The sequence below is a fragment of the Cytobacillus eiseniae genome, assembly GCF_017874625.1.
GTDB lineage: Bacteria > Bacillota > Bacilli > Bacillales > Cytobacillaceae > Cytobacillus > Cytobacillus eiseniae.
Genome location: NZ_JAGIKZ010000028.1, coordinates 19,272 through 33,160, shown reverse-complemented (window position 1 = coordinate 33,160; position 13,889 = coordinate 19,272). Strand labels below are relative to the sequence as shown.

Here is a 13,889-nt window from a genome sequence, read left to right as displayed (position 1 = left end):
GTAAAATCAATTATTCACCTTTATTTTTTTTGATGATCTCTTCAGAAATTGACTTTGGTACTTCTTCATAGTGATCGAAGTGCATTGAGAATACCCCACGACCTTGCGTGCTTGAACGCAATGAAGTTGCATAACCAAACATTTCTGAAAGTGGAACCATCGCACGAACAACTTGTGCATTTCCACGAGCGTCCATACCTTCTACACGTCCACGACGAGAAGTTACGTTACCCATAATATCACCTAAGTATTCCTCAGGGATGATTACTTCAACGCGCATTACTGGTTCAAGGATGACTGGGCTACATTTTGAAGCAGCATTTTTAAGTGCCATTGAAGCAGCAATTTTAAATGCCATTTCTGATGAGTCAACATCATGGTAAGAACCGTCGAATAATCTTGCTTTAATATCTACTAATGGATAACCAGCAAGAACTCCTCTGTCTAGTGCATCTTCAAGACCAGCTTGAACAGCCGGGATGTATTCACGAGGAACAACCCCACCGACAATACCGTTCACGAATTCGAAGCCTTTTCCTTCATCGTTTGGAGAGAATTCAATCCAAACGTGACCGAATTGTCCACGTCCACCAGATTGGCGAGCGAATTTACCTTCTACTGATGCAGAAGAGCGGAATGTTTCACGGTATGCAACTTGAGGTGCACCAACGTTAGCTTCCACTTTAAATTCACGTTTCATACGATCAACAAGGATATCAAGGTGAAGCTCACCCATACCTGCGATGATAACTTGTCCAGTTTCCTGGTCAGTATGCGCACGGAATGTTGGATCTTCTTCTTGTAATTTTTGAAGTGCAGTTGTCATCTTGTCTTGGTCAGCTTTAGACTTAGGCTCGATAGACAATTGAATAACTGGCTCTGGGAATTCCATTGACTCAAGAATAACTAATTCTTTTTCGTCACATAGTGTATCACCAGTAGTTGTATCCTTTAATCCAACTGCCGCAGCAATATCTCCTGCATATACAATGGAGATTTCCTCACGAGAGTTCGCATGCATTTGTAGAATACGTCCTACACGCTCACGCTTGCCCTTCGTTGAGTTTTGTACATATGAACCTGAGTTCAATGTTCCAGAATATACACGGAAGAATGTAAGTTTCCCTACATATGGATCTGTCATAACTTTAAATGCTAGAGCTGAGAAAGGCTCTTCGTCGCTTGAATGACGCTCAATTGCCTCATCGCTATCAGGTACTGTACCATTAATTGCAGGTACATCTAATGGTGATGGAAGGTAATCGATTACTGCATCAAGCATTTTTTGTACACCTTTGTTCTTGAAAGCTGTACCACACATTACTGGGTAGAATTCAACACTTAACGTTGCTTTACGGATAGCCGCTTTAAGCTCATCGATAGAAATTTCTTCTCCACCCAGATATTTTTCCATTAAGTCTTCATCTAGTTCAGCAACCGCTTCAATTAACTTTTCACGGTACTCTTCAGCTTGTGCTTTATGTTCTTCAGGAATTTCAGTTTCTTCAATATCCGTTCCTAAATCATTGTTGTAAATCGTCGCTTTCATTTCTACTAAATCGATGATGCCAGTGAATTGATCTTCTGCACCGATTGGTAGTTGGATTGCTGCAGCATTTGCTTGCAGACGATCATGAAGCGTACCAACAGAATAAAGGAAGTCAGCACCTAGTTTATCCATTTTATTAACGAAAACAACTCGTGGAACACCGTATGTTGTCGCTTGACGCCATACAGTTTCCGTTTGTGGTTCAACACCAGATTGTGCATCAAGAACAGTTACTGCTCCATCAAGAACACGAAGAGAACGTTCAACTTCTACTGTGAAGTCTACGTGTCCTGGTGTGTCAATGATGTTAACACGGTGGCCTTTCCATTGTGCAGTTGTTGCTGCAGAAGTAATGGTAATTCCACGCTCTTGTTCTTGCTCCATCCAGTCCATTTGGGCTCCACCTTCGTGTGTTTCACCGATTTTGTGGATTTTCCCAGTATAGTAAAGGATACGCTCCGTTGTTGTTGTCTTACCAGCATCAATATGAGCCATGATACCGATATTACGAGTGTTTTTCAAGGAGAACTCTCTTGCCATTGGGTATTTCTCCTTCCTAGTATGAGTGTTATTTTAATTGAATAATTGATCTTACCAGCGGTAGTGAGCAAATGCTTTGTTTGCTTCTGCCATTTTGTGTGTATCTTCACGCTTCTTAACAGATGCACCAGTGTTGTTAGCTGCATCTAAAATTTCATTAGCCAAACGCTCTTCCATCGTTTTTTCTCCACGAAGACGAGCGTAGTTCACTAACCAACGAAGACCTAGAGTTGTGCGGCGATCTGGACGCACCTCAACTGGTACTTGGTAGTTTGCTCCACCAACACGGCGAGCTCTTACTTCTAATACTGGCATAATGTTCTTAAGTGCTTGATCAAATACTTCGATCGGCTCTTTACCAGAACGTTCGCCAATGATGTCAAATGCAGAATATAAAATTGCTTGTGATTTACCTCTTTTACCGTCAATCATCATCTTGTTGATAAGGCGGCTAACAAGCTTTGAGTTGTAAATTGGATCCGGCAATACGTCTCTTTTTGCTACAGGACCTTTACGTGGCATATTATTTCCTCCTTTCAGAAATTCTCTTCATGAAATTTTATTATTTTTTAGGTGCTTTTGGTCTCTTCGCACCATATTTTGAACGGCTTTGCATACGGTTTGCAACACCAGCAGTATCTAACGCTCCACGAACGATGTGGTAACGTACCCCCGGTAAGTCCTTTACACGTCCGCCACGGATTAGTACTACACTGTGTTCTTGTAGGTTATGTCCGATTCCAGGAATGTAAGCATTAACCTCAATTCCATTTGATAAACGAACACGTGCATATTTACGTAATGCTGAGTTCGGCTTCTTCGGAGTCATTGTACCAACACGAGTACATACACCGCGCTTTTGTGGTGAAGAAACATTAGTTTGTGCTTTTTTGAAGCTGTTATAGCCTTTATTAAGTGCTGGAGATTTTGATTTTTCCTCGTTTGTTTTACGAGGTTTACGCACTAATTGATTAATAGTAGGCATTATATTGTCCTCCCTTCATTTTTTGTTAAGCCCACACATCCAGGTGGTTCATTTTGTTGCAAAAAACAAAGTCTTTGCTGATCTACACCCGCAAAAACAGTTTTTAATTAGTTATTGCAATAGCTGCCGCACTTACTTCTATGCCGCACGCCTTTCCAAGCTTTTTCATTGAATCGACATACAGTATAGGAACATTTCCTTCTTCAGCTGCACTTGTTATTTTCGCAATCACTTTGTAATCTGCGTCTTTAGCAATAACAACTTCCTTGACTGTTCCTTGTTTCAGAGCTTTCACCGTTTGCTTTGTTCCTATTAGAATGTTTCTTGCCTGCAATACTTTTTCATAAGACATTTATTGCATCCTCCAAAGTATTCGGTTAATAGGAGCACCTTTGCTATATTATCATTTTCATTTTCTAATGTCAACAAACATTTTTACTTTTTTATTAATAAAGTTCAGTGCTCGCCAGTTATGGCTAGCACTGAACTTTTGAACCTTATTCCACTGTTACAGCAGCATCCGCTTCTGCTTCATCTTTTGTATATGGTTCTGCTCTGCGGTAACGCTGCATTCCTGTTCCAGCAGGAACTAATTTTCCAATAATAACATTTTCCTTTAGGCCTAATAGCTCATCACGTTTTCCTTTAATTGCTGCATCTGTAAGGACTCTTGTTGTTTCCTGGAAAGATGCCGCAGATAAGAAGGAATCTGTTTCAAGCGATGCTTTCGTAATACCAAGCAACACGGGACGTCCTGTTGCAGGCAATTTACCCGCAAGTAAGGCTTTTTCATTTGCATCGGTAAATTGGTGGATATCCAGTAATGTACCTGGAAGCACATCTGTTTCAGCTGCATCAATGACACGAACTTTACGTAGCATTTGACGAACCATTACTTCAACGTGCTTATCACCAATTTCTACCCCTTGCATACGGTAAACCTTTTGTACTTCACGAAGTAAATATTCTTGAACAGCGGTTACATCCTTCACTCGAATTAACTCTTTCGGGTCAATTGATCCTTCTGTTAATTCTTCACCACGTTCAACGTGATCATTAACTGCTACTTTTAGACGTGATGTATATGGAGCTGTATACGTGCGTGATTCAACTTCACCTTGAACAACAATTTCTTGTTGTCTATCACGACCTTCGTTTATACCAACTACTACACCTTCGATTTCAGTGATAACCGCAACCCCTTTAGGATTACGCGCTTCGAATATCTCCTGAATACGTGGCAAACCTTGAGTAATATCGTCTCCAGCAACTCCACCTGTATGGAAAGTACGCATCGTTAACTGAGTACCTGGTTCTCCGATCGATTGAGCAGCGATAATACCTACCGCTTCTCCTACTTCTACCTCTTGACCAGTTGCAAGGTTACGTCCATAACATTTTTTACATACACCATGACGTGTATTACATGTAAATGCAGAACGAATCCATACTTGCTCAATATTGGCTTTCGTTACTGTTTCAGCAAGATCTTCCGTAATTAAGCCGTTTTCAGGAACAATTACTTCATTCGTTTCTGGGTGTTTAATTGCTTTTCTAGCATAACGTCCAATTAAACGTTCTTCTAACGATTCGATAATTTCTGTTCCGTCTTTCAATGAGCTGATTAACAGGCCGCGATCTGTCCCACAATCATCTTCTCTGACAATGACATCCTGTGCCACATCAACAAGTCGACGAGTTAAGTATCCAGAGTCAGCTGTTTTCAGCGCCGTATCGGCAAGTCCTTTACGAGCACCGTGTGTGGAGATAAAGTATTCTAACACGGTTAAACCTTCACGGAAACTTGATTTGATTGGCAATTCAATGATACGACCAGCCGGGTTGGCCATCAGTCCACGCATACCAGCTAACTGTGTGAAGTTAGAGGCGTTACCACGGGCACCCGAATCACTCATCATAAAGATTGGGTTTGCCTTATCAAGAGATTTCATTAATTGTTCTTGAATAACATCCTTCGCTGCACTCCAAATAGAAATCACACGGTCATAACGCTCATCTTCGGTGATTAGACCACGTCTGAATTGCTTCATTACGTTATCTACCTTCACTTGAGCATCACTAATGATTTTCTCTTTCTCACCAAGTACAACAATATCTGAAACCCCTACAGTAATCCCAGCTTTAGTAGAGTATTTGAATCCAAGATCCTTCATGCGATCAAGCATTTTTGATGTTTCTGTTATTTTAAATCGCTTAAATACTTCTGCAATAATATTCCCTAGAATCTTTTTCTTGAATGGATCTACTATTGGCATTTCAAGTATAACAGCAGGCACATCTGTTCCTTTTTCAACAAAATACTGTTTTGGTGTTTCCACCTCAAGGTTTCGTCTAGTAGGTTCATTAATATAAGGGAATGATTCTGGTAATATTTCATTGAAAATCAATTTCCCTACAGTTGTGATTAGTAGTTGGTTGTTTTGTTCTTCTGTAAAGGTTGGGTTTTTCAAAGATCCAGCATAAACAGCAACACGTGTATGCAAATGAACATATCCATTTTCATAAGCTAGCAATGCCTCGCTTGCATCTTTAAAGACCATTCCTTCCCCAACTGCACTTTCTCTTTCCAGTGTTAAGTAATAGTTACCTAAAACCATATCCTGTGAAGGAGTAACAACCGGTTTTCCATCTTTCGGATTCAAGATGTTCTGTGCAGCAAGCATTAATAATCTTGCTTCCGCTTGTGCTTCAGATGAAAGTGGAACGTGAACAGCCATTTGGTCTCCATCAAAGTCCGCATTGTATGCTGTACATACAAGTGGGTGTAGACGGATCGCACGGCCTTCTACAAGCGTAGGTTCAAATGCTTGAATCCCTAATCTATGAAGTGTTGGTGCACGGTTTAATAGGACTGGATGTTCTTTAATTACACTTTCCAATACGTCCCATACTTCTGGCTGCACTCTTTCAATTTTACGTTTTGCTGATTTAATATTATGTGATAACCCTTTTTCAACTAGTTCCTTCATTACGAATGGCTTAAACAACTCTAATGCCATTTCTTTAGGTAGTCCGCACTGATACATTTTCAAGTTTGGTCCAACAACAATAACTGAACGTCCAGAGTAGTCAACACGTTTTCCTAAAAGGTTTTGACGGAAACGACCTTGCTTCCCTTTCAGCATATGTGAAAGTGACTTTAATGGGCGATTTCCTGGGCCTGTTACAGGACGTCCACGACGGCCGTTATCAATTAATGCATCAACAGCTTCTTGGAGCATACGTTTTTCATTTTGAACAATGATACTAGGCGCACCAAGATCTAATAAACGCTTAAGACGATTATTTCTGTTAATGACACGACGGTATAGATCGTTTAGGTCAGATGTCGCAAAACGACCGCCGTCTAATTGAACCATTGGACGTAGTTCTGGTGGAATTACTGGAAGTACATCAAGGATCATCCAAGAAGGTTCATTGCCTGAACCACGGAATGCCTCTAATACTTCTAGACGTTTAATCGCACGTGTTCTACGTTGTCCTTGAGCTGTTCTTAATTCTTCTTTTAACGCATCTACTTCTTTTACTAAATTAATATCTGAAAGAAGCTTTTTAATAGATTCCGCACCCATTGAAGCTTGGAATTTATTCCCGTACTTTTCACGATATGCACGATATTCTTTTTCAGAGAGCAATTGCTTTCTTTCAAGAGCCGTATCCCCTGCATCAGTCACTACATAAGAAGCAAAGTAAATAACTTCTTCAAGCGCACGAGGAGACATATCAAGAACAAGTCCCATACGACTTGGGATCCCTTTAAAATACCAAATATGAGAGACAGGAGCTGCAAGCTCGATATGTCCCATTCTTTCACGGCGAACCTTTGCTCGTGTTACTTCAACACCACATCGGTCACAAACGACTCCTTTATAGCGAACTCGCTTGTACTTCCCACAATGACATTCCCAGTCCTTTGTAGGTCCGAAAATCCGTTCACAAAATAAGCCGTCTTTCTCAGGCTTTAATGTACGATAATTAATTGTTTCAGGTTTCTTCACTTCGCCATGTGACCATGAACGAATCTTATCTGGTGAAGCAAGACCGATTTTCATATACTCAAAATTGTTTACATCTAACAAGGGGCCTACCTCCCTTTTTATGTCCGTGCCATTCCTTAATTGCGTATTTTAAGGCAATTAAGTGCATCTTTACTCTCTTTTAACCTCTAACCATACAATTAGAGGTTAAAAGAGTTGAAAACGTATCATTTATATATTAGGAAGCTATTCCTTTGTAACGACTTGCTCTTGCTCTTCTTTAATCGGCTCTGGAGCAATTGCTAAGGATTCAGCCTGCTGAACCTCTTCATCGTCCTCTGTATCGCGCATTTCAATTTCCTTTTCATCACCAGAAAGGATCTTCACATCCAAACCTAAGCTTTGAAGTTCTTTAATCAATACTTTAAATGACTCAGGTACACCTGGTTCTGGAACATTTTCACCTTTAACTATTGATTCATATGTTTTCACACGTCCGACAACATCATCAGACTTAACTGTTAGAATCTCTTGCAACGTATATGCAGCACCATAAGCCTCAAGTGCCCAAACTTCCATTTCCCCGAAACGCTGTCCACCAAATTGAGCTTTACCTCCAAGTGGCTGTTGAGTAACAAGAGAATATGGTCCTGTTGAACGAGCATGTAGTTTATCGTCAACCATATGCGCTAGTTTGATCATGTACATAACACCAACAGACACACGGTTATCAAATGGTTCTCCAGATCGTCCATCGTATAGGACTGTTTTTGCATCATTTGCCATGCCAGCTTCTTCAATTGTTTCCCAAACGTCTTCTTCACTTGCACCATCAAAAACAGGGGAAGCAACATGAATACCTAATGCTCTTGCTGCCATTCCTAGGTGAAGTTCAAGCACCTGTCCGATATTCATACGAGAAGGTACCCCTAATGGATTTAACATGATATCAACAGGTGTTCCGTCTGGCATATAAGGCATATCTTCCTCTGGTAAAATACGAGAGATAACCCCTTTATTTCCGTGACGTCCTGCCATCTTATCTCCAGCAGAGATTTTACGTTTTTGAACAATATACACACGAACAAGCTGATTCACACCTGGTGGAAGCTCATCGCCATCTTCTCTATTAAAGACTTTTACATCGAGAACAATTCCGCCACCGCCATGCGGTACACGTAGTGAAGTATCACGAACTTCTCGAGCCTTCTCACCAAAGATTGCATGTAGGAGTCTTTCTTCAGCAGTTAGTTCAGTTACCCCTTTAGGCGTCACTTTCCCAACTAATAAGTCTCCATCTTTCACTTCAGCACCCGTACGAATAATTCCACGCTCATCTAGGTTGCGCAGGGCATCTTCCCCTACATTCGGAATATCACGAGTGATCTCCTCTGGCCCTAGCTTTGTATCACGAGACTCTGATTCATACTCTTCAATATGAATAGACGTATAAACATCATCTTTAACAAGGCGCTCACTCATAATGATCGCATCCTCGTAGTTATAGCCATCCCAAGTCATAAAGGCAACAACAACATTTCGACCAAGCGCTAATTCACCAAGTTCCATGGAAGGACCATCAGCAAGGATTTCGCCTTTTGTTACACGGTTGCCAACAGCCACGATTGGACGTTGATTATAACAAGTCCCTTGGTTCGAACGAATAAACTTCAATAGTTTATATTTATCAAGATTTCCTTTTACTTCTTGGCCGTCAACTGTATCAATTCGACGAACCCATACTTCACGAGCTTCAACGTGCTCTACAATTCCTTCATGCTTACAAATGACAGCAGCACCAGAATCTTTACCTGAAACATATTCCATACCCGTTCCTACTCGAGGAGCTTCAGGCTGCATTAGCGGAACAGCTTGTCGTTGCATGTTCGCGCCCATTAACGCACGGTTGGAGTCATCATTTTCAAGGAAAGGAATACATGCTGTCGCAGCAGATACTACCTGCTTAGGAGAAACATCCATGTAGTCAATTCGATCACGGTGAACGACGGTATTTTCTCCTTTAAAACGAGCAACAACATCCTCATCAAGGAAGGAACCATCCTCACCCAAACGAACATTTGCTTGGGCAACAACATAATTATCTTCCTCATCAGCAGTCAAATAATCGATTCGTCCAGTCACTTTTCCTGTTTCCGGATCAATTCGACGATAAGGTGTTTCTATAAATCCGAAGCGATTCACCTTCGCAAAGGAAGATAAAGAGTTAATCAACCCAATATTCGGACCTTCAGGCGTTTCAATTGGACACATACGACCATAGTGTGAGTAGTGAACGTCACGAACTTCCATTCCTGCACGCTCTCTCGTTAATCCACCAGGCCCTAACGCAGAAAGACGACGTTTATGTGTTAACTCTGCTAATGGATTCGTTTGATCCATAAATTGAGAAAGCTGGGAACTTCCGAAAAATTCCTTAATTGATGCAATCACAGGTCGAATATTAATTAACTGCTGTGGAGTAATCGTATTCGTATCTTGGATAGACATTCTTTCCCGTACGACACGTTCCATTCTAGAAAGACCGATACGGAATTGATTTTGCAATAATTCACCCACAGAACGCAGACGTCTATTACCTAGATGATCAATATCATCCGTATCTCCAACCGCATGAAGTAAGTTAAAGAAATAACTAATGGATGCGATAATATCAGACGGTGAAATGTTTTTCACAGCTTCTTCGACATAAGCATTTCCAATTACGTTAATTGCCTTTTCTCCATCTTCATTTGGTGCATAGATTTTGATCGATTGTAGTGTTACATCTTCTTCCAACACACCACCAACTAGACTTACTGTTTTAAATCCAATATTTTTCTCTAAATATGGAAGAACTTTGTCTAGTGTACGTCTGTCTAGCGTAACTCCCTTTTCAGCGATAATTTCGCCTGTTTCAGGATCTACAAGTGTTTCTGCAAGACGCTGGCCGAATAGTCTATTTTTAATATGAAGCTTTTTATTAATCTTATAACGACCGACATTCGCTAAATCATAGCGCTTCGGATCAAAAAACCTTGAAACTAATAAACTTTTTGCGTTTTCAACAGTCGGAGGTTCTCCAGGACGTAGACGTTCGTAGATTTCTAATAACGCCTTATCCGTTCCTTCCGTATTGTCTTTTTCAAGTGTGTTGCGGATATATTCGTTATCTCCAATCAAATCAATGATCTCTTGATCAGATCCGAACCCAAGTGCACGCAAAAGAACCGTAACGGGCAGTTTCCGAGTACGATCTATTCTGACGTATACGACATCCTTGGCATCTGTTTCATATTCTAGCCAAGCGCCGCGGTTCGGGATTACTGTTGCCGTAAAGCCTTTTTTCCCGTTTTTATCTAGTTTGCTGCTAAAGTATACACTTGGGGAACGAACAAGCTGTGATACAATTACACGCTCTGCTCCATTAATCACAAATGTACCTGTTTCTGTCATAAGCGGGAAGTCACCCATAAAGACATCCTGGTCTTTAACTTCGCCTGTTTCTTTGTTTACAAGACGCACTTTCACACGTAAAGGTGCAGAATATGTAACATCTCTTTCTTTCGATTCCGGAACGGAATATTTTGGTTCGCCAAGGCTGTAATCAATAAATTCAAGCGACAAATTACCAGTAAAGTCTTCAATCGGAGAAATGTCATGGAACATTTCACGTAAACCCTCATCAAGAAACCATTGATAGGAAGAGGTTTGGATTTCGATTAGATTTGGTAATTCTAAAACTTCACTGATTCGTGCGTAACTTCTACGTTGGCGGTGTCGTCCATACTGAACTAGTTGACCTGTCAACTGATTCACCCCTCAAATCAAGCGTTATTTAAAGAAAAGCGCAAGCGCCATGCCTACCCCCGGCGACAAACACAAGACGAACCTCCCGGAATGGTGTTGTTGGACCTTTTCGAAAGGATTAGCATGTGGCCTCGGACGCGATAGACATCGTGCTAGATAGTTTCCAATTCAAGAAACCTGTCACTTTTCAATTAGACAAAAAGAAAAAGGGTTTTTAAGTAAAAACCACAATTCCACATTACGACAATTATTTTGTTAGCATTCCCATTATAACCAAATTTATACAAGTAATATGTAATTTAGTAATTAATCGGAATCTAATATATTGGCATTTTATAATGCTATCATACACGAAATGTCAAGTCAATCTTTTTTCGCTTTTATAATAAAGTATCCCTTTTTCTTCACAACCGTCTCTACTTCACTATATAGCTCAGACATTTTCGATATGGCCGATGGTGCTCCTTGTTTCTTTTGAATTACGACCCAAAGTTCTCCACCAGGCAGCAGACAATCATGACTTTGTTCAAAGATATCATGGACAACCCTTTTCCCAGCGCGGATTGGCGGGTTTGTCAAAATCGCAGCAAATTTGTTTCCACTCACATTGTCCAAACGATCACTTTCATAAATACAAACATTTTCAACCTCATTCAATGTTGCATTATCACGCGCTAAAAGCAATGCTCGCTCATTCACATCAACCATATGAACGATTCGGTCTTTCATTTGTTTAGCGATTGATAAGCCAATCGGACCATAACCACAACCAACATCAAGAATATTTCCATCAATTGGCGGCATCTCAAATGTTTCTAATAATAATCTGGACCCAAAATCAACTTCTTTTTTAGAAAAAACCCCATTATCTGTCTTAAAACGAAAGGATTGATTATGAATCGCAAAGTCCCTTACTTGCGGATCACTTTCAACGTTTTGTACTTTAGAATAATAGTGCTCAGACAAACTTATTCACCTCCGACAGAAAAAATGCGTTAGTTAGCCTACTTTAAAATGAAACAGTTACCAGAGCTAGACGATTTTCTGATTCAATCTTATTTTACAAAAAAAGCCCGCTAAATCGCGGGCTTTTCAATGCATATATTACTTAACTTCAACGCCAGCTCCAACTTCTTCAAGCTTCGCTTTGATTTCTTCAGCTTCTTCTTTAGAAGCGCCTTCTTTAACTGCTTTTGGTGTGTTATCAACAAGTTCTTTTGCTTCTTTAAGTCCAAGACCTGTGATTTCACGAACAACTTTAATAACTTTGATTTTTTGGTCGCCTGCAGAAGCAAGGATTACGTCAAAATCAGTTTTTTCTTCAGCAGCAGCACCAGCAGCGCCACCCATAACAGCTACAGGAGCTGCAGCAGTTACTCCGAATTCTTCTTCGATTGCTTTTACTAAGTCGTTTAATTCTAAAACAGTCATAGCTTTAACTGCTTCAATGATTTGTTCTTTAGTCATGATAAAATTTCCTCCTTATAATTGGTATTCATTTAATAGTTTAACGATCTTTAACTTACGCGCCTTGTTCTTCTTTTTGATCTGCAACAGCTTTTGCAGCAAGAGCAAGATTGCGAATTGGTGCTTGAAGTACGCTGAGTACCATAGATAGTAAACCTTCGCGAGATGGAAGTTCAGCAAGAGCTTTCACTTCTTCAGCTGTTGAAACGTTACCTTCAATAATACCTGCTTTAATTTCAAGCGCTTCATGCTTCTTCGCGAAATCATTAATGATTTTCGCTGGAGCAACAACGTCCTCTGTACTGAATGCAACTGCATTAGGACCTGTTAACACTTCGTTCAAACCTGCAAGTTCAGCAGATTCAGCAGCACGGCGAGTTAGTGAGTTCTTATATACTTTAAACTCTACACCTGCTTCACGAAGTTGTTTACGAAGTTCAGTTACTTCCGCAACAGTTAGACCACGATAATCAACAACAACCGTTGATACACTTGCCTTGAACTTATCAGCAATTTCGTCTACGATTTGTTTCTTTTGTTCGATAGCACTGCTCATCATTACACCTCCTGTAGAAATGTACATTTAGACCGTTCAAATAAAAACCTCCATATCTTTGCAGACATGGAGGAAGTATACAATAGTTAATAAACAATTACTCTATCGTAATACCTCGGCAGGAAATTAAGCTTTAATGCACCTGCTGTCTACGGTAAAAATGTTATATTATTTTAACAACAAAATATATATTACTAAATATATATTTGTTTGTCAATTGTTAGTATTATCCAGCTTCAATGTTCCACAACACTTTGTAAATCAAGGCTGCTTCGCATATTCACATAATTATTTCGCTGTTACAGTTGATGGATCTACTTTTACGCCAGGTCCCATAGTTGAAGTTACAGCTACATTCTTCATGTAAGTTCCTTTAGCAGCAGCAGGTTTTACTTTCATCATTGTATCGAAAATCGTGTTGAAGTTTTCAACAAGCTTTTCGTTTTCAAATGAAACTTTACCGATAGGCACGTGGATGTTACCAGCTTTGTCTACACGGTATTCAACTTTACCAGCTTTAATTTCTTGAACAGCTTTCGTTACATCAAATGTAACTGTGCCTGTTTTAGGGTTTGGCATTAAGCCTTTTGGTCCTAATACACGTCCAAGTTTACCAACTTCACCCATCATATCTGGAGTAGCAACGATTACATCAAAATCAAACCAACCTTGTTGGATTTTATTGATATATTCTGCATCACCTGCAAAGTCTGCACCAGCAGCTTCAGCTTCCTTCAATTTTTCACCTTTAGCAAAAACAAGGACGCGTTGCGTTTTACCTGTACCGTTTGGAAGCACAACTGCTCCACGGATTTGTTGGTCAGCTTTCTTAGGGTCTACTCCTAAACGGAATGCTACTTCGATTGTTGCATCAAATTTAGTGAAATTTGTTTTCTTAGCAAGTTCAATTGCTTCTCCAATAGGATAAGCTTTTGTGCGATCTACAAGCTTTGCAGCTTCTACATACTTTTTACCTTTTTTAGCCAT

General features: G+C 40.1%; 10 protein-coding genes and 1 other annotated feature. All 10 genes read right to left on the bottom strand.

Annotated elements, in window-relative coordinates:
• Positions 1 to 10: 10 nt before the first annotated feature.
• Positions 11 to 2,089, bottom strand: a complete 2,079-nt coding sequence (gene fusA / locus J2Z40_RS16860) for an elongation factor G (RefSeq protein WP_066399772.1) — start codon at positions 2,087 to 2,089, stop codon at positions 11 to 13.
• A 51-nt stretch (positions 2,090 to 2,140) separates the two neighbouring features.
• Positions 2,141 to 2,611 carry a 30S ribosomal protein S7 gene (gene rpsG / locus J2Z40_RS16855; protein WP_066399765.1) on the bottom strand — a complete coding sequence of 157 codons (471 nt, stop codon included), beginning with the start codon at positions 2,609 to 2,611 and terminating at the stop codon, positions 2,141 to 2,143.
• 40 nt (positions 2,612 to 2,651) lie between these two features.
• Entirely contained in the window at positions 2,652 to 3,074 is a 423-nt protein-coding gene (gene rpsL / locus J2Z40_RS16850) for a 30S ribosomal protein S12 (RefSeq protein WP_066399763.1), read from the bottom strand.
• 103 nt (positions 3,075 to 3,177) lie between these two features.
• Positions 3,178 to 3,426 (bottom strand): 50S ribosomal protein L7ae-like protein, encoded by a 249-nt coding sequence (locus J2Z40_RS16845; RefSeq protein WP_066399761.1) that lies wholly within the window; start codon positions 3,424 to 3,426, stop codon positions 3,178 to 3,180.
• A gap of 145 nt (positions 3,427 to 3,571) precedes the next feature.
• Entirely contained in the window at positions 3,572 to 7,174 is a 3,603-nt protein-coding gene (gene rpoC / locus J2Z40_RS16840) for a DNA-directed RNA polymerase subunit beta' (protein ID WP_066399758.1), read from the bottom strand.
• A 144-nt stretch (positions 7,175 to 7,318) separates the two neighbouring features.
• The gene (rpoB, locus tag J2Z40_RS16835) at positions 7,319 to 10,879 is read right to left on the bottom strand and encodes a DNA-directed RNA polymerase subunit beta (protein ID WP_066399752.1); all 3,561 of its coding nucleotides are present in this window, start codon (positions 10,877 to 10,879) and stop codon (positions 7,319 to 7,321) included.
• A 363-nt stretch (positions 10,880 to 11,242) separates the two neighbouring features.
• Positions 11,243 to 11,845 (bottom strand): class I SAM-dependent methyltransferase, encoded by a 603-nt coding sequence (locus J2Z40_RS16830; RefSeq protein WP_066399751.1) that lies wholly within the window; start codon positions 11,843 to 11,845, stop codon positions 11,243 to 11,245.
• Between the two features lie 138 nt (positions 11,846 to 11,983).
• On the bottom strand, positions 11,984 to 12,346 hold the full coding sequence (gene rplL / locus J2Z40_RS16825) for a 50S ribosomal protein L7/L12 (protein ID WP_066399750.1): 363 nt from the start codon (positions 12,344 to 12,346) through the stop codon (positions 11,984 to 11,986).
• A 55-nt stretch (positions 12,347 to 12,401) separates the two neighbouring features.
• Positions 12,402 to 12,902, bottom strand: coding sequence for a 50S ribosomal protein L10 (rplJ, locus tag J2Z40_RS16820; protein WP_066399749.1), 501 nt, complete (start codon positions 12,900 to 12,902; stop codon positions 12,402 to 12,404).
• Between the two features lie 32 nt (positions 12,903 to 12,934).
• Positions 12,935 to 13,075 (bottom strand) — a sequence feature (ribosomal protein L10 leader region).
• 115 nt (positions 13,076 to 13,190) lie between these two features.
• A complete protein-coding gene (gene rplA / locus J2Z40_RS16815; protein ID WP_066399748.1) occupies positions 13,191 to 13,889 on the bottom strand; it encodes a 50S ribosomal protein L1 in 699 nt (232 codons plus the stop codon).